This window comes from Xanthomonas sp. WHRI 7064, assembly GCF_040202355.2.
GTDB classification, from domain to species: domain Bacteria; phylum Pseudomonadota; class Gammaproteobacteria; order Xanthomonadales; family Xanthomonadaceae; genus Xanthomonas; species Xanthomonas arboricola.
In genome coordinates this window covers 970,655-988,059 of sequence record NZ_CP167821.1, presented here as the reverse complement: position 1 = coordinate 988,059, position 17,405 = coordinate 970,655, and the positions used below count along the sequence as shown (strand labels likewise).

Sequence of the window (17,405 nt, the reverse complement as noted above, 5' to 3'; positions counted from 1 at the left end):
CCTGCTCACGAGCACAGGCCTGCATCGCGGCCAGATCGCTCGCACTCGGTGGTGGTGGCGGGCCACGCTGCGCCTGCGGTGGCGCGGGCGGCGGAGGTGGCCCGCCGGAAGGCGCGCCGCAGAAACTGGCGCAGCCGCCCAGGCCGAGCACTGCTAGCAATGCACTGATGGCAACGGCTGTGGAGCGTGTCTGGACCATCGTCGATCTCCCTGGCTGGATGGCGCATGCGCGTACCGCACGCACATGGCAATGGCGGGCTATACCCGCTTGGTCAGGGAGAGCGTTGCATCGTGATATGTCGTGCATTTGCCGCTGCGCGCCGATCGCTGGCGTGCGCCGTCATGCAGCGTGCAAGACCTGAAACCACGCCATCACCGTGCTGTATCCAACACGCAGGGGCGTTGTCAGAGCGGTGTCCCGGCCAAGCCAGGGGCTAACGCATCAATTTTCGACGACCGCCGGGGCCACATCTGCAGCGACGTCCGCCGCATGTGCGGGCAACGACGCCAACACCGCATTGCGAAAGCGCGCGGCGAATGCGGCATCGTTGGCCTGGTAGAACGCTCGCGCGTTGGCCGACAACTGATCCAGCTGTGCCTGCGGCAATGCCAGCGCGGTTTCCACTGCCTGCGCAATGCCGGCCGCGTCCACGTAGTAATACGACGCCAGACGCCGCTGGCGCACCTGGGCCACCGGAATTAGCACGCCATGCTCGGGCCTGACCAGTTCGTTCATCGGTTCACCGTCGGTGGCCAGGGTCACCGCGCCCACGCTCAGCGCTTCCATCAGGTAATGCCCGAAGCCCTCGGCCTCGGATGGACACAGATGGAACAGGTGCGCGTTCTGCAGGCGGCGCAGTTCGGCGTCATCGACATAGCGGACGCGGTGGTCGATGTTCGGCGCCACCACCGGCTTGCCAGCCGTACGCGGGCTTTGCACCACCGTCAGCAGCGGCCACTCCGGGTGCCGTTGCCATGTCTCCAGCAGCACGCGGGTCCCCTTGGCGGTACTGCGCCCCGCCAGATGGAAGAACGCACGTTGGCGCGCGACCTGCATGTCGTAGCGATCCGGGCTGGTGAAGCCGATGAACCGCGTGGTGCAGCCCAGACTGCGGAAAATCCGCTCCGCGTGATGGGTCTTGCACAGCACCGCGTCGAACTGCGGCAGCCGCGGCAGCCACTTGGGCAGCAACCATTCGGGATTGGGCACCAGCAGGTTGGTCTGGCCCAGCGGCAGGCAGCGCGCATACACGCGCTCGGAAAAGATCTGTACCGGCACCCGCCCGAACAGCGCGCGACTGGCCCACAGACGGGCTTCGCGCGCAGTGTCGTGCAGCCGCTGACTGGTGAAACCCACCTCCTGCACCGGTATGCCGCCAGCACGCAGCGTCTGCGCCATCAGCACCATGTCCCGGGTCAGGCCCACGCCGTTGTCGCGGCTGATCACCCGCATCATCGGAAACGCCTTGTCATGCGTACACTCGCCATTGCTGCGGCACAGTGTCGATGGCCCGGTTTCCTGCGCGATGTCCCGTTCTGTCATGTTGCGTCACACGTGTGCCAAAGGTTGACAAATTCAGTCATTATGATACGTGCTCCAGCCCTGCAACTGCGAGCACCATGTATCCGGTAGCCACCACCCTGCGCGGGCCAAGCTCCGCGCCACCGACGATGATCTCCATGGACATGCAACAACCCTGCGTTCTTGTGGTCGACGACGACCCGGACCTGCGCAAGCTGATCGGCGAGTTCCTCAGCGCCCACGGCTACCAGGTGGACGTTGCCGAAAACGTGGCGGAGATGCGCAAGAGTATCGCCCAGCGCCGCCCGGACCTCATCGTACTCGACGTGATGATGCCTGGAGAAGACGGCCTGAGCGCGGCGCGGGCGCTGGCCAGCGAGCGCGGTTCACCTGCGGTCATCATGCTCAGCGCGCTGGGCAACGACACCGACCGCATCATCGGCCTGGAAGTGGGCGCCGACGATTACCTGGCCAAACCCTGCAATCCGCGCGAACTACTGGCGCGGGTACGCGCCCTGCTGCGCCGCAGCCAGGCCAGCAGCGAGCAGGCCGACCACCGTGGCAATGTCTACGAGTTCGCCGGTTGGCGGCTGGACGTGGTGCGGCGCGACCTGCGTGACCCCACCGGCATCTTCATCAACCTGTCCGACGGCGAGTTCGCGCTGCTGCGTACCTTCGTCGAGCATCCGCAGCGGGTGCTCAGCCGCGACCAGTTGCTGGACTACGCCCGTGGCCGCGACACCGACGTCTACGACCGCGCCATCGACAGCCAGATCAGCCGCCTGCGCCGCAAGATCAACGAGCGCGTGCATACCGAGTTGATCCGCACCGTGCGCAACGAGGGTTACATGCTGCTGCCGGGCGTTTCGCGTCTGTGAGTAAACCGGCACGTCGCGGGCTGTCGATCTTTGCCCGTACCTTCGTGCTGCTGGCGGTGGCACTGCTCACCGCCCAGGCGGTCGGCATCGCCCTGCTGGTGATGCGCACCCCGGTCTACGAGCCGCCGGTGCATCCGCCGGAGGTGGTGGCGCTGCTGTCCACGCGCATGCCGGCCGGCACCCAGACCCTGACGGTGCACGAATCGGCCCAGGCCCCGCTGCCGCCGGCAGGCCAGGTGCGCGACGGGTTCGCCGAAATGCTGCTGGCCCATTGGCTGGATGTCCCCGAGCAGCGCGTGCGCTTCTACCGCAGCGCCGACGATCGCCAGGGCCCGCGCATCGGCATGTCTCCACCGCCGCGCATGCCCGGCCAAGCGCAGGCATTCGGGGCCGATGATGGCGATGCCGGTCCCGCCGGCGATCGCCACGAGGCCTTGCAGCGTTCGCCGCCGGCGCCAGGCGACTGGCCGCGCGATCGCCACCCTGGTGCCCCGCCGTTCGGCAATGGGCTGCGTCCGGACGACAGCCCCGGCGCCTGGGAAAGCGAGCGCCTGACCCCCGGCGTGCCCTTGCTGGACGGCTTCACCGCCGCGCTGCAACAGCCCGATGGCCGCTGGCGCACGGTCGAATCGCCACCGCGGCGGCTGTCGGCAGAGTTCAAGACCCATGTGGTGCTGCTGTTCCTGGCCGGCCTGCTGGCCAACGTGCCGCTGGCGTGGTGGTTCTCGCGTGCGCTGTCGGCACCGATCAAGCGCTTTGCCGAAGCCGCCGACCGGCTGGGCCGCAACCCGGATGCTGCAGCACTGCAACGCAGCGGCCCGCCGGAGATCGTGCGCGCGGCCGATTCGTTCAATGCGATGCAGGCCCGCCTGAACCGCCTGATCAACGAACGCACCCACATGGTGGCGGCGATCGCGCACGACCTGCGCACGCCGCTGGCGCGCCTGTCGTTCCGCCTGGACGGCCTGCAGCCGCCATTGCGCGACAAGGCGCTGGCCGACATCGACGAGATGAAGGCGATGATTTCCGCCGCGCTGGATTTCATCCAGAACGATCGCCACCGCGGCAAACGCGCGCCGCTGGATCTGCGCCTGCTGGTGGAAAGCGTGGTCGACAACGCCACCGACATCGGCGCCGATGCCGAACTGCTGCCCGGCCCGGCGATCACCCTGGATGGCGATCCGCTGGCCTTGCGGCGCGCAGTGATGAACCTGCTGGAGAACGCGCTGAAATACGGCAAGCGCGCGCGCCTGCAACTGCAGCGCGACGGCGAAGACGGTGTGCTGTGGATCGATGACGACGGCCCCGGCATCGACCCGACCCAGCGCGAACAGCTGCTGTTGCCGTTCGTGCGTGGCGAGTCCTCGCGCAATCGCGATACCGGCGGCATCGGGCTGGGCTTGTCGGTGGCGCACAGCATCGTGCTCGCGCACGGCGGCGACCTGCGCCTGGACAACCGTGCAGCAGGTGGCGGCCTGCGGGTGACGGTGCGCCTGCCGTGCATGCCGGAGCGGCGCTAAGGCCGGATTGGAGCACGTTATCCCGCCCGCGAGCTCGGCGATGCCGGCCGGCGCACATCCGAGAATTCACGCCTGCAAGCAACGCTCCACGCGCCGGATCAGCCGCGCGACCACTGTTGCGATCAGTACGCAAACTCGCGGAACACGCGATCGATGTCGCCATTCCATGCGCCGTGATACAGCGCCAGCTTGCGCTCGGCAGCAGTCACGCCGCTCTCGGCGATCTCGGCGATCACATCCACAAAGCCGGTTTCGTCCTGACCGTCGGCATTCAGGCGCGCACGCCGAAGCAGGCCCTCGCGGGCGATCTTGACCGCTTCCACTGCCAAATCGCGCACCGTGCCATTGCGGAACGGCAGGCCGAGTGCATGCTTGGGCACGCCGTCGCGCAGCGCGTGGCGCTCGGTGGTGCTGAAATCCTTGACCAGATCCCAGGCCGCATCCAGCGCGGTGTCGTCGTACAGCAGCCCGACCCAGAACGCCGACAGCGCGCACAGGCGGTCCCACGGGCCGGCGTCGGCGCCGCGCATTTCCAGGTACTTCTTCAGGCGCACTTCCGGGAATGCGGTGGTCATGTGGTCCGACCAGTCGCGCAGCGTCGGCAGCGCGCCCGGCAGTGCCGGCAACTTGCCTTGCATGAAGTCGCGGAAGCTCTGCCCGCTGGCATCGACGTAGACGCCGTCGCGGTAGGAGAAATACATCGGCACATCGAGCAGATAATCGACATAGCGCTCGTAGCCGAAGCCGTCCTCGAACACGAAGTCCAGCATGCCGGTGCGGTCGGCGTCGGTATCGGTCCAGATGTGCGAGCGGTAGCTCAGGTAGCCGTTCGGCTTGCCTTCGGTGAACGGCGAATCGGCGAACAACGCGGTGGCGATCGGCTGCAACGCCAGCGACACGCGGAACTTCTTCACCATGTCCGCTTCGGTGGCGTAATCCAGGTTGACCTGCACCGTGCAGGTGCGGGTCATCATGTCCAGGCCGAGCGAGCCGACCTTGGGCATGTAGTTCTTCATGATCTGGTAGCGGCCCTTGGGCATCCACGGCATTTCATCGCGTCGCCACTTCGGCTGGAAGCCCATGCCTAGGAACCCCAGCTGCAACTCACCGGCCACCTGCGCCACTTCGTCCAGATGGGTGCCGGTTTCCACGCAGGTGTGATGCAGGGTTTCCACCGCCGCACCCGACAGTTCCAGCTGGCCGGCCGGCTCCAGCGTCACCGAGGCGCCGTCGCGCAGCAGCGCGATGGTGTGGCCGTTTTCCTGCACCGGCTCCCAGCCGAAGCGGGTCAACCCGGTCAGCAGCGCCTGGATGCCGCGCTCACCTTCGAACGTGGGCGCGCGCAGGTCGTCGAGCTGGAAGCCGAACTTTTCGTGCTCGGTGCCGATCCGCCAGTCAGCGCTGGGCTTCTCGCCGGAGGCCAGCACCTGGACCAGCTCCGCGCGTTCGGTGATCGGCGTTTCGGCAACGTGGCTGGGACTCGACAAGGGCAGGCTCGCAGGAAAATTTAGGGGAACGATGTGGGGGTCCTCCCCTGCCACCGCAAGGCCCGCACTATAACCGCAGGGCATGGAAAGAATTGCTGCCATCGACCGGGCCTGAGATTTCCATCCATGCGCACGGCGTGGCCGCGGTAGCCGAGGCCGGGCGTGACGGAGGCGCAGTGGGTCGCAACCGTCCAGGCTGAAACTGGACCCCTGCTAATTCCCGCAGGCGCGGATGCACGGCGTTTGATCGTCCTCAGCCGCGCAGCCGCGATCCTGTAGCATCGCCCGGCCATGACTGTTGCGCCCACACCCACCGACGCCCTGCTCGCGCAGATGGCCAGCCTGCTGCACTGCGAGCGCGCCGAGGGGTTTGCCTGCGTGAGTGCGCGGCGCGAACACGGGGCGCGCTCGGTGGATCTGACCCAGGCGCAGTTCGCAATTGTGCTGCAGGGCCGCAAGCAGGTGCGCAGCGCGACCCAATCGCTGCAGTTCGTGCCGGGCGACCTGTTCCTGGTGACGCGCCGTTGCCGCATCGATGTGATCAACACGCCCGACCCGCAGACCGGGCTCTACCTGAGCGTGGTGGTCCCCCTCTGCGAAGAGGCGCTGGCCGCTGCACGCGCATTGTGGAACGAGCCGCTGCCCGAGGCCGGCGCCGACATCGCACAACTGCCGGCGATCGATTTCGCGCTGACGCTGCGGCAATGGCGCGATGCGCTGCAGCACGGCCTATATACCGAAGCACGCCTGGCGCTGGCCGCACTGGTCGTCACCCTCTGCCGCCGCGGCCACGGCGGCCTGTTGCTGCCGCCGGCGCCAAGCGTTGCCGAGCAGGTGCGTACGCTGATCACCGCGCAACCGCAGCGGGCGTGGCGCTCGCGCGATATCGAAGACAGTCTGGGCATCAGCGGCGCCACCTTGCGCCGGCATCTGGCTGCCGAACACCGCTCGCTGCGCGAACTGATCACCGACGCGCGGCTGGCGCACGCCATGGCCTTGCTCTACAGCACGCGCTGGCCGCTCAAGACCGTGGCCGCGCGGGCCGGCTATCGCTCTACCCGCAGCTTCAGTCAGCGCTTCCAGCAGCGCTACGGGCTGGATCCGGCCAGCATCGGCAATAGCCGCTAGATCGCCGACGCGAGCGCTTCGCGCAGCGCAATGAGCGAATCGCGCAGGTCGCCGCGGCCAGCATGGCGACACCGCGGCGGTTGCCGCCTGTCCTGGAGTTGCTCATGTCTGTTTTTTCCGCGCTGCGTCCGCTGGCGCCGCTGTTGCTCGCCGCAAGCGCCACGCTGGCGCACGCCGCTGCGCCCGCATCCACCCACGCACAGGTCCCCGGCTTCTATCTGCAGCACATCGGCACGCTGCGCGTCACCGCCTTGTTCGACGGCAGCGTGGCGTTGACGCGGCAACAGCTGTCCAATGTGGCCCCGGCAGAGCGCGACCGCCTGCTCGCGCAGGGCTACGTGCCCGAAGACGGCAAGGGGCTGCAGACGGCAGTCAACGCCTATCTGATCCAGGACGGCAGCCACCTCAGCCTGGTCGATACCGGCACCGCGCAGTGCCTGGGGCCCGGCCTGGGTCAGGTGCTGAGCAACCTGCGCGCCGCCGGTTACGACCCCGCCCAGGTCGACGATGTACTGCTCACCCACGCGCATCCGGACCACCTGTGCGGCCTGCTCGATGCGCAGGGCAGGCCGGCCTTTCCCAACGCCACGGTGTGGCTGTCCGAGGCCGATGCCGCGTACTGGCTGGACCCGGCCTCGGAGGCCGGTGCCGTGCCGATGCTGCAGTTCGCCTTCCCGCTGGCACGCGCGGCGGTGGCGCCGTATCAGGCCCAGGGTCGGCTGCGCCGCTTCCAGCCCGGCATCAGCGCATTGCCGGCCGGCATCACCGCGCTGGACAGCCAGGGCCACACGCCCGGCCACGTCTCCTATCGCTTCGACGGCGGCACCGGCAACACCGTGCTGGTGTGGGGCGATGTGCTGCACTACCACGCCGTGCAGTTTGCCCGGCCGGACGCCTCGTTCGAGGCCGACAGCGATCGCAGCAAGGCGATCGCCTCACGGCGTCGTCTGCTGGCGCAGGCCGCCGACGGCCGCTGGTGGGTGGCCGGCGCGCATCTGCCGTTCCCGGGCCTGGGTCATGTGCGCCGCGAGGGCAAGGCGTTCGCCTGGGTGCCGACCGAATTCGGCGCCGTGCCGCAATGAAAACGGCGAGCCCTGGCTCGCCGTCCTGATGGTCTGAAGGGCCAGGCGTCATGCGCCAGGCCCGCCTCGGCTCACTCCGCGGCAGGCGCCGCGACGTCCAGGCCCAGCCAGCCGCCGACGATGCCGCGCAACTCGTCCACGCCCTGGCGCGACTCGCCGGAGTAGGTCTGCACGGTCACGCTGTCGCCAAAGCGCGAGGTCACTTCCTTCTTGACCTTCTGCAGCGTCTGCATCTGCTGGCCACGGCCGAGCTTGTCGGCCTTGGTCAGCAAACCGTGCGCGGGCAGGCCGCGCTCGGCCGCATAACCGAGCATCTGCAGGTCGTAATCCTTGAGCGGATGGCGGATGTCCATCACCACCACCAGCCCGCGCAAGGCTTCGCGGGTGCGGAAATAGCGGTCGATGAAGGCCTGCCAGTGCGCCTGCAGGTCCTGCGGCACCTTGGCGTAGCCGTAACCGGGCAGATCCACCAGATAGCGCTCGGGCTGGATCTGGAAGAACACCAGCTGCTGGGTGCGGCCGGGGGTCTTGGACACGCGCGCCAGTGCGTTCTGGCGGGTCAGCGCATTGAGCGCGCTGGATTTTCCGGCGTTGGAGCGGCCGGCGAAGGCGACCTCGTAGCCGCCATCGTCGGGCAATTGCCGGGCGTTATGGGCGGACAGGTGGTAGCGGGCTTGTTCGATAAGGAGCGACATCTCCCTAGGATCGCACGTTCGGGGCCTGACGGTTTTGCTGCACTGTTCGTTGACCCTGGCGCAAAGGCGTGTCGATAATCGAAGCACGCCTGCCACAGCCAGCACCCAACGCGCGCGGGCCGGGTCCATACGGAGCTTTAGCTGATGCGCCATGCTCGTGTGCTAGTCCTCGCAGCCCTCGCCGTGCCGGTCATCGCCGCCGTGGCGTTTGCGCAGTCGGCGGTCACGCCGATCCCCGATCCGCCGCCGGTGCGCATTGCCCCGCTGGAGGTGGACCTGTCCAAGACCACCTGGGGCGATGCCAAGGCTGGCCAGACCAAGGCCGCGGCCTGCGCGGCCTGCCATGGCCCGGACGGCAATCCGGCGGTGGCCATGTACCCGCGCATCGCCGGCCAGACCGAGCGCTACGTGGCGCACCAGGTCGCCTTGATCGCCAGCGGCGAGCGCAATACCGGCATGTCGGCGGTGATGGTGCCGTTCGTCAAGGACCTCACCGCGCAGGACATGCGCGACCTGGGCGCCTACTTCGCCACGCAAAAAGCCGCTGCCGGGGTGGCCGACGATGCGGTGGTCAACGAGGGGCCGTACCAGGGCCTGAAGTTCTACCAAGTCGGCGAAAAGCTCTACCGCAGCGGCGATGTCGCGCGCGGCGTGCCGGCCTGCATGGCCTGCCATGGCCCGTCCGGCAGCGGCAATCCGGGCCCTGCGTATCCGCGCCTGGGCGGCCAGCATGCCGAGTACGTGGCGCGGCGCCTGAAGGAATACCAGGCCGGCACCACCCAGGAGCGCAACCCGGCGCTGTTCAATATCATGGCGCAGGTGGCGCACCCGCTGACCGAGCAGGAGATCCAGGCGCTGGCCAGCTATCTGCAGGGTCTGCACGACCGCGCCGACGATGCCGCCGCCGCGCAACTGCCCGCAGCAACGCCCGCACGCTCATGAGCTGACCGCCGCAACCGCCACAGCGTGTCACGACGCCGGTCCCGCGACCGGCGTCGTCGTTTCCCGTCCTCCCCCTTCCCACCCCACGGAGCCTGCATGAATCTGTTTTCCCGCCTGTCCCTGCTGTTGTTGCTGTTGATGCCGCTGGCGGCCTGTGCCGCCGACAAGAACGCCCCGCCGGTCGAGGGCGACGACTACATCGTCATCGACGGCGGCCAGCCGTACGCGCCGCTGGCCGGCAAGGTGGAAGTGGTCGAGGTGTTCGGCTACACCTGCCCGCACTGCGCGCACTTCGAGCCGACCCTGGAGGCCTGGGTGGCTAAGCAGCCGTCGTATGTGCGCTTCACCCCGGTGCCGGCGGCCTTCGGCGGGTTCTGGGATGCCTTCGCGCGTGCCTACTTCGCCGCCGACATCCTGGGCGTGGCCAAGCGCAGCCATCGCGCCATGTTCGAGGCGATCCACGAGAAGCAGACCGTGCCGACCCAGAACGTCGCCCCGGAGGAACTGGCCGCCTTCTATGCCGGCTACGGCGTGCCGCAGCAGCGCTTCATCGAGACCTACAAGAGCCAGGCGGTCGATGCCAGGCTCGATGCCGCGCGCGAGTTCGCCAAGCGCAGCAAGCTGCCCGGCACCCCGGCGATCATCGTCAACGGGCGCTATCTGATCGGCGCGCGCAACTACCCGGACATGCTGCGCGTGGCGGACTACCTGATCGCCCGCGAACACGCTGCGCCTGCCAAGCGCTGAACCGCGTAACCGCCACCGACGGCCGCCCGTGGCATCATGCGCCCCGCGGCCGCCCGGCCCTTTCCTCGCCCCACGCTGGAGATCCAATCCGATGAAGACCCGCTTCGCCCTGACGCTGATGGCGCTGCTGCCGATCCTGGTCGCCTGCAAGGCCCAGGACGGCTCGTCCGATACCGCACCTGCCGCCACCACGCCGGCTGCCGAAACGGCGCCTGCTCCGGCCGCTGCCACGCCGGCCGCCGACCCCGCCGCACCGCCTGCAGTTGGCGAGAGCGCCAGCACCCCGCCAGCCGCCGCCCCCAGCGCCGCACCGCGCGCGCCGAACGGCCCCGAGCCGGTCGCCGGCACCGACTATCTGGATATCGAAGGCGGCCAGCCGTACCAGCAGGCCGCCGGCAAGATCGAAGTGGCCGAGGTCTTCGGCTATGTCTGCCCCGCCTGCAACGCGTTCCAGCCGCTGATCGGGCCGTGGAAGGCCGGCCTGCCGTCGGACGTGCACTTCGTCTACGTGCCGGCGATGTTCGGCGGCCCGTGGGACGACTACGGCCGTGCGTTCTACGCCGCCGAAACCCTGGGCGTGCAGGAAAAGACCCACGAAGCGCTGTACAAGGCCATCCACACCGAGCAGACCCTCAAGGGCGAGCGCGGCAAGGATTCGGTGCAGGACATCGCCGCGTTCTACGCCAAGTACGGCGTGGACCAGAAGACCTTCATCGACACCATGAGCAGCTTCGGCGTGTCGGCCAAGACCAACCGCGCCAAGCAGTTCGCCACCCGCAGCAAGCTCACCGGCACCCCGTCGCTGATCGTCAACGGCAAGTACCTGGTCAAGGGCCAGAGCTTCCCGGACATGCTGCGCATCGCCGATCACCTGATTGCGCGCGAACGCGCCACGCTGGCCAAGTGATCCTGTCGATCGCCGCCCTGTGAACGCTTCGGATTCGCGCACCCTGCGGGTGCTGACGGCCAATATCCAGGCCGGCTCCAGCACCCGCCGTTACAGCGATTACGTCACGCGCAGCTGGTCGCATGCGTTGCCGCTGGGCAGCAAGCGCACCAGCCTGGACAGCATCGCCAAGCTGGCCGGCGAGCGCGACATCGTCGGCCTGCAGGAGGCCGACCCGGGCAGCCTGCGCTCGGGCTTCACCAACCAGACCCACTATCTGGCCGAGCGCGCCGGCTTCCATTACTGGAGCCACCAGCCCAACCGCCGCATGGGCGGGGTCGCCTCCAGCGCCAATGGCCTGCTCAGCAAGCTGGAACCGCTGGAAGTGCAGGACCACGCCCTGCCCGGCCGGATCGGCGGGCGCGGCATCCTGCTGGCCAAGTTCGGGCAGGGGCGCGAAGGCCTGGCGGTGGCAGTGGCGCATCTGTCGCTGGGCGCCAATTCGCGCATGGCGCAGCTGGCCTTCATCGCCGAGTTGTTGTCCGAGCATCCCAACGCGATGTTGATGGGCGATTTCAACTGCATGGCCGACCGGCCGGAAATGCAGGCGCTGTACCGGCACACACGGCTGCAGCCGCCGAGCTGCGAAGTGCATACGTTTCCGAGCTGGCGTCCGGACCGGGCGATCGACCATATCCTGGTCAGCGACAGCCTGACCATCGAGCATATCGAAGCGATTCCCGCAGCGTTCTCCGACCATCTTGCGGTGGGCATGGATATCCGCGTGCCGCTGCAGCTGCTGCGCTAGCCACCGTGCAAAGTGGCTACGGGTTCGCACTGGCGGACTCGACCGATGACACCCCCTCGACACCGCCTGTGCGATAACGCAGGCGGTTTTTCGTTGGGAGCACAGCACGTGATACGCGTCATATGAGTGTGTCGGCATGAGTGCGGTTGAGCCGCAGCTGTTGCCGGTGCGCACCCTGCGCCCGGTGTTCGTGCTGGCGGCAACCGTGGTGTGTACGTTTGCGTTGTTGGTGTCGTTGTTTCCGCTTGAAGCGGGCCGCGTGCTGCTGGACGCGCAGACCTGGGCCTCGCGCAATGTCGGCTGGTACTACCTGCTGGCGATGACGGTGTATCTGGTGTTCGTGCTTGGCGTGGCCTTGTCCAGCTACGGCAACATCAAGCTCGGCGCCGATCACGACGAACCGGAATTCAGCTATCTGTCCTGGGCCGGCATGTTGTTCGCCGCAGGCATCAGCATCACGCTGTTCTTCTTCTGCGTCTCCGAACCACTCACCCATTATCTGCAACCGCCGCAGGGCGGCACCGGCAGCGGTGAAGCCTCTGCCCGGCAGGCGATGCAGTTGCTGTTCCTGCATTGGGGGCTGCATGGCTGGGGCGTGTTCGCGCTGGCAGCGATGGCGCTGGCGTATTTCGCATTCCGCCACAACCTGCCGCTGGCCCTGCGCTCGGCGCTGTATCCGCTGATCGGCAAGCGCATCAACGGGCCGATCGGCTATACGGTGGATGCGCTGGGCATCGTGGCCACCGTGTTCGGCCTGGGCGCGGACATGGGCTTTGGCGTGCTGCATCTCAACGCCGGCCTGAGCACCTTGATGGATGTGCCGCACACCCATTGGGTGCAGGTCGCGCTGATCGTGGCGATGATGGGCGCGGCGATCGTGGTGGCGGTGTCCGGCGTCGAGAAAGGCGTGCGCTGGATGTCGGACATCAACATGCTGCTGGCGATCGCGCTGCTGCTGTTCATGCTGTTCGCCGGTCCCACGCAGTATCTGCTCAACGCGCTGATCCAGAACCTGGGCGACTACCTGGGCAGCGTAGTCAACAAGAGTTTCGATGTGTATGCCTACGGCGGCCGCAGCGAGTGGCTCGGCAACTGGACGGTGTTCTACTGGGCGTGGTGGATCGGCTGGGCGCCATTCGTGGGCCTGTTCATCGCGCGCATTTCGCGCGGCCGCACCATTCGCGAATTCGTGCTCGGCGTGTTGCTGATACCGCTCGGTTTCACCCTGGCGTGGCTGTCGATCTTCGGCAACAGCGCGCTGGACCAGCTGCTGCATCACGGCCAGGGCGTGCTGGCGCAGCAGGCCATCGATGCGCCGCAGACGGTGCTGTATTCGCTGTTGCAGGGCTATCCGTGGAGCCGCACGGTGATTACGGTGACGGTGGCGATCAGCTTCGTGTTCTTCGTCACCTCCGCCGATTCCGGCACGGTGGTGTTGTCCACGCTGTCCTCGCACGGCGGCGAGCCGCACGACGATGGCCCGCGCTGGCTGCGCGTGTTCTGGGGTGTGCTCACCGCGGTGGTGACCGGCGGCCTGCTGCTGGCCGGCAGCATGGACGCATTGAAATCGGCCGTGGTGCTGGCCTCGCTGCCGTTCTCTGCGGTGTTGCTGCTGATGGCCTGGGGCTTGTCGCGCGCGCTCAGCGAAGAATCGCAACGCAAGCGTGCGCAGCTCTACAGCCCCAGCCCGCTGATCGGGCAATCGCGGCATCACCGCGGCTGGCGTCAGCGCCTGGGCCAGGCGATGCATTTCCCGGCGCGCGATGAGGTCTATCGCTTCATGCACGACCAGGTGCGCCCGGCGATCGAAGCGGTCACCGCGCAGCTGCAGGAAGAAGGCTGGCAGGTCAGCAGCCGGCTGGACGACGACGACATGGAAATCAGCGTCGACCACGGCGAGCAGCAGGGTTTCCGCTACCAAGTGGTGATGCGCGGCTACCTGACGCCGTCTTTCGCCGCGCAACGCCTGCGCAACCAACGCTATTACCGCGCCGAAGTGTATCTGTACGAAGGCAGCCAGGATTACGACCTGGTCGGCTACAGCCGCGAGCAGATCATCAACGACATCATCGATCAATACGAGCGCCACCTGCAGTTCCTGCATCTCACTCGCTGAGGTGCCGCCGCTGCCGCGTGCGCCCCACAGGAGGTTTGTCATGCCACGTTTTCCCGACCAGTTGCTGTATATCGGCGGCCGCTATGTTCCCGCCCGCGGCGGCCACACCTTCGAGGTGGTCAACCCCGCCACCGGCGAGGTGCTGGCCAATGTGCACAACGCCGGTGCCGACGACCTGGATGCCGCGGTCGACAGCGCCACGGCCGGCCAGCAGCAATGGGCGGCACTGACCGCGGTGGAACGCTCGCGCATCCTGCTGCGTGCAGTGGCGCTGCTGCGCGAGCGCAACGATGCGCTGGCCGAGCTGGAAACGCTCAACACCGGCAAGCCGCTGAGCGAAACCCGCAGCGTGGACATCGTCACCGGCGCGGACGTGCTGGAGTACTACGCTGGCGTGGCGCAGGCGCTGCAGGGCGCACAGGTACCGCTGCGCGAAGGCAGCTTCTTCTACACGCGGCACGAGCCGCTCGGCGTGGTCGGCGCGATCGGCGCATGGAATTACCCGATCCAGATCGCGCTGTGGAAGGCAGCCCCCGCGTTGGCAGCCGGCAACGCAATGATCTTCAAGCCCAGCGAAGTGACACCGCTGACCGCACTCAAGCTGGCCGAACTCTTCACCGAGGCCGGCCTGCCCGATGGCGTGTTCAACGTGCTACCCGGCGATGGCGCCAGCGTGGGCACCGCGCTCACCGAACACCCGCAGATCGAAAAGATCAGCTTCACCGGCGGCACCGCGACCGGGCGCAAGGTGATGGCCAGTGCCTCAAGTTCGTCGCTGAAGGACGTGACCATGGAACTGGGCGGCAAGTCGCCCCTGATCGTCTGCGCCGACGCCGACCTGGATCTGGCTGCCGACATCGCGATGATGGCCAACTTCTACAGCTCCGGGCAGGTCTGCACCAACGGCACGCGCGTGTTCGTGCCGCGCGCGCTGCGCAACGCCTTCGAGGCGCGGCTGCTGGCACGCGTGCAACGCATCCACATCGGCGACCCGCTGGACGCGCGCACCACCTTCGGCCCGCTGGTCAGCGCCGCGCACATGCAGCGCGTGCTGGACTACATCGAACAGGGCAAGGCCGAGGGCGCGCGCCTGCTGTGCGGCGGCGAACGTCTGCGCGATGGCGCGCTGGCACAGGGCTGCTATGTCGCACCGACCATCTTCAGCGACTGCACCGATGTGATGACCATCGTGCGCGAGGAGATCTTCGGACCGGTGCTGAGCCTGCTCACCTACGACGACGAAGACGAAGCGATCGCGCGCGCCAATGCCACCACGTACGGCCTGGCCGCAGGTGTTGTGACGCCGGATCTGGCGCGCGCGCATCGCCTGATCCATCGCCTGCAGGCAGGCATCTGCTGGATCAACACCTGGGGCGAGTCGCCGGCAGCGATGCCGGTGGGCGGCTACAAGCAATCCGGCGTGGGTCGCGAAAACGGCCTGGCCACGCTGCAGGCTTATACCCGCACCAAATCCATCCAGGTCGAACTGGAACGCTACGCGTCGGTGTTCTAACCGACCGACGCCACTTGGCAGGCCGTCGCCGGCGGTACCGGCAAGCTGCGCGAGCTGCAGCCTGTAGATCGTGCTGCCGTTTCGGTCGCTGTCATGTCGAATAACGACAGCCGCCCACCGCGCAATCGTCTTGAAAGCCGCTTCACACCGGCACCGCAACAAGGAGAACCCCATGCAACGCGAATACGACTACATCATCATCGGCGCCGGCTCGGCAGGTAACGTGCTGGCCGCGCGCCTGACCGAAGATCCGGGCGTCAGCGTGTTGCTGCTGGAAGCCGGCGGGCCGGATTATCGGCTGGATTTCCGCACCCAGATGCCGGCGGCGCTGGCGTTCCCGTTACAGGGCCGTCGCTACAACTGGGCCTACGAGACCGAGCCGGAGCCGCATATGGACAACCGGCGCATGGAATGCGGGCGCGGCAAGGGATTGGGCGGCTCGTCCCTGATCAACGGCATGTGCTACATCCGCGGCAATGCACTGGATTTCGACCATTGGGCCAAGCGGCCGGGCCTGGAAGACTGGAGCTACCGCGACGTGTTGCCGTACTTCCGCAAGGCCGAGACGCGCGACATCGGCGCCAACGATTATCACGGCGGCGAAGGCCCGGTCAGCGTGGCCACGCCGAAGAACGACAACAACGTGCTGTTCCATGCCATGGTCGACGCCGGCGTGCAGGCCGGTTATCCGCGCACCGACGATCTCAATGGCTACCAGCAGGAAGGCTTCGGGCCAATGGACCGCACGGTGACGCCGCAGGGCCGCCGCGCAAGCACCGCGCGTGGCTATCTGGACATGGCACGTCCGCGCGATGGCCTGCACATCGTCACCCACGCCACCACCGACCGCATCCTGTTTGCCGGCAAGCGCGCGATCGGCGTGCATTACCTGGTCGGCAACAGCAGCGAGGGCATCGACGCGCATGCGCGCCGCGAAGTGCTGGTGTGTGCTGGCGCAATTGCCTCGCCGCAGCTGCTGCAACGCTCTGGCATTGGCGCGCCGGATCTGCTGCGCGCACTCGACGTGCAGCTGGTGCACGACCTGCCCGGCGTCGGCCAGAACCTGCAGGACCACCTGGAGGTCTATATCCAGTACGCCTGCACCAAGCCGGTATCGTTGTATCCGGCATTGCAATGGTGGAATCAACCAGCCATCGGTGCGCAGTGGTTGTTCGCCGGCACCGGCACCGGGGCCAGCAACCAGTTCGAGGCCGGCGGCTTCATCCGCACGCGCGAAGAATTCGACTGGCCCAATATCCAGTATCACTTCCTGCCGGTGGCGATCAATTACAACGGCAGCAATGCGGTGAAGGAACATGGCTTCCAGGCGCATGTGGGCTCGATGCGCACCCCCAGCCGCGGGCGCGTGCATGCCAAGTCGCGCGACCCGCGCCAGCATCCGTCGATCCTGTTCAACTACCAGTCCACCGATCAGGACTGGCAGGAATTTCGCGATGCGATCCGCATCACCCGCGAGATCATTGCCCAGCCCGCACTGGATGCCTATCGTGGCCGTGAAATCAGCCCGAGCGCGGACTGCAAGACCGATGCCGAGCTGGACGCGTTCGTGCGCGCACGCGCAGAGACGGCGTATCACCCGTCCTGCTCCTGCGCGATGGGCACCGATGACATGGCGGTGGTCGACGGACAGGGCCGCGTACACGGCATGGAGGGCCTACGGGTGATCGATGCCTCGATCATGCCGCGCATCATCACCGGCAACCTCAACGCCACCACCATCATGATCGCCGAGAAGATCGCCGACCGCATGCGTGGCCGCACGCCACTGCCGCGCAGCACCGCCGACTATTACGTGGCCGGCGATGCGCCTGTGCGCGGGTGATGCTAGAAAAAACGCGGTGCGCCACCCTGGGTCGAATACGCGGTGCCCTCAGCGCTCGCAGGACACGCCGCGAGTACGTCCTTGTAAGCTCGGCGGCGGCATCCATGCCGCCACACGGTCCCGCAATCGGTGAGGACACCGCACTAGAGAGTGGATCGGTGGTCGTGTGAAAAGCTGCTTGTTACTCGGGTTGAATCGGGAAGCTGATCGGATGCGCCATTACCGAACAGCGCACGCC

At 67.3% G+C, this 17,405-nt stretch carries 14 protein-coding genes; 11 read left to right on the top strand and 3 right to left on the bottom strand.

From position 1 onward, the window contains the following. Positions 1-442 precede the first annotated feature (442 nt). Positions 443-1,543, bottom strand: a complete 1,101-nt coding sequence (locus ABQY74_RS04180; RefSeq protein ID WP_039523515.1) for a glycosyltransferase — start codon at positions 1,541-1,543, stop codon at positions 443-445. Positions 1,544-1,680: 137 nt separating this feature from the next. Between ABQY74_RS04180 and ABQY74_RS04175 the strand changes: the two genes are divergently transcribed. Together ABQY74_RS04175 and ABQY74_RS04170 are read left to right on the top strand one after the other, a co-directional pair. Further along, positions 1,681-2,400, top strand: a complete 720-nt coding sequence (locus ABQY74_RS04175) for a response regulator (RefSeq protein WP_087962308.1) — start codon at positions 1,681-1,683, stop codon at positions 2,398-2,400. Then, the gene (locus ABQY74_RS04170) at positions 2,397-3,920 is read left to right on the top strand and encodes an ATP-binding protein (protein ID WP_102583913.1); all 1,524 of its coding nucleotides are present in this window, start codon (positions 2,397-2,399) and stop codon (positions 3,918-3,920) included. Before ABQY74_RS04175 ends, ABQY74_RS04170 begins: the two co-directional genes overlap by 4 nt. A 122-nt stretch (positions 3,921-4,042) precedes the next feature. Here the strand turns inward: ABQY74_RS04170 and ABQY74_RS04165 are convergent, their stop codons facing one another. Next, positions 4,043-5,407, bottom strand: coding sequence for a glutamate--cysteine ligase (locus tag ABQY74_RS04165; protein WP_349794193.1), 1,365 nt, complete (start codon positions 5,405-5,407; stop codon positions 4,043-4,045). A gap of 291 nt (positions 5,408-5,698) precedes the next feature. Between ABQY74_RS04165 and ABQY74_RS04160 the strand changes: the two genes are divergently transcribed. Next, positions 5,699-6,535 carry a helix-turn-helix transcriptional regulator gene (locus tag ABQY74_RS04160; RefSeq protein WP_102254812.1) on the top strand — a complete coding sequence of 279 codons (837 nt, stop codon included), beginning with the start codon at positions 5,699-5,701 and terminating at the stop codon, positions 6,533-6,535. A gap of 104 nt (positions 6,536-6,639) precedes the next feature. Next, positions 6,640-7,617, top strand: coding sequence for an MBL fold metallo-hydrolase (locus ABQY74_RS04155; protein WP_349794192.1), 978 nt, complete (start codon positions 6,640-6,642; stop codon positions 7,615-7,617). Between the two features lie 71 nt (positions 7,618-7,688). On the opposite strand, the gene yihA is transcribed toward ABQY74_RS04155, so the two are convergent. Next, positions 7,689-8,312, bottom strand: coding sequence for a ribosome biogenesis GTP-binding protein YihA/YsxC (gene yihA, locus ABQY74_RS04150; RefSeq protein ID WP_024939454.1), 624 nt, complete (start codon positions 8,310-8,312; stop codon positions 7,689-7,691). A gap of 144 nt (positions 8,313-8,456) precedes the next feature. On the opposite strand from yihA, the gene ABQY74_RS04145 reads away from it, so the two are divergent. From ABQY74_RS04145 to betA, 7 genes are all read left to right on the top strand, one after another. Beyond that, entirely contained in the window at positions 8,457-9,254 is a 798-nt protein-coding gene (locus ABQY74_RS04145) for a c-type cytochrome (protein WP_024939455.1), read from the top strand. Between the two features lie 96 nt (positions 9,255-9,350). After that, positions 9,351-10,001, top strand: a complete 651-nt coding sequence (locus ABQY74_RS04140) for a thiol:disulfide interchange protein DsbA/DsbL (protein ID WP_024939456.1) — start codon at positions 9,351-9,353, stop codon at positions 9,999-10,001. A 91-nt stretch (positions 10,002-10,092) separates the two neighbouring features. Next, complete coding sequence (locus ABQY74_RS04135) at positions 10,093-10,908, top strand: thiol:disulfide interchange protein DsbA/DsbL (protein ID WP_016902612.1); 816 nt, start codon at positions 10,093-10,095, stop codon at positions 10,906-10,908. Positions 10,909-10,957: 49 nt separating this feature from the next. Next, the gene (locus ABQY74_RS04130; protein ID WP_024940789.1) at positions 10,958-11,695 is read left to right on the top strand and encodes an endonuclease/exonuclease/phosphatase family protein; all 738 of its coding nucleotides are present in this window, start codon (positions 10,958-10,960) and stop codon (positions 11,693-11,695) included. Positions 11,696-11,831: 136 nt separating this feature from the next. Further along, entirely contained in the window at positions 11,832-13,811 is a 1,980-nt protein-coding gene (gene betT / locus ABQY74_RS04125; protein WP_349794191.1) for a choline BCCT transporter BetT, read from the top strand. 40 nt (positions 13,812-13,851) lie between these two features. Further along, positions 13,852-15,324 carry a betaine-aldehyde dehydrogenase gene (gene betB, locus ABQY74_RS04120; protein ID WP_024940791.1) on the top strand — a complete coding sequence of 491 codons (1,473 nt, stop codon included), beginning with the start codon at positions 13,852-13,854 and terminating at the stop codon, positions 15,322-15,324. Positions 15,325-15,496: 172 nt separating this feature from the next. Then, positions 15,497-17,167, top strand: coding sequence for a choline dehydrogenase (betA, locus tag ABQY74_RS04115; protein WP_039528720.1), 1,671 nt, complete (start codon positions 15,497-15,499; stop codon positions 17,165-17,167). The last annotated feature ends 238 nt before the right edge of the window (positions 17,168-17,405 follow it).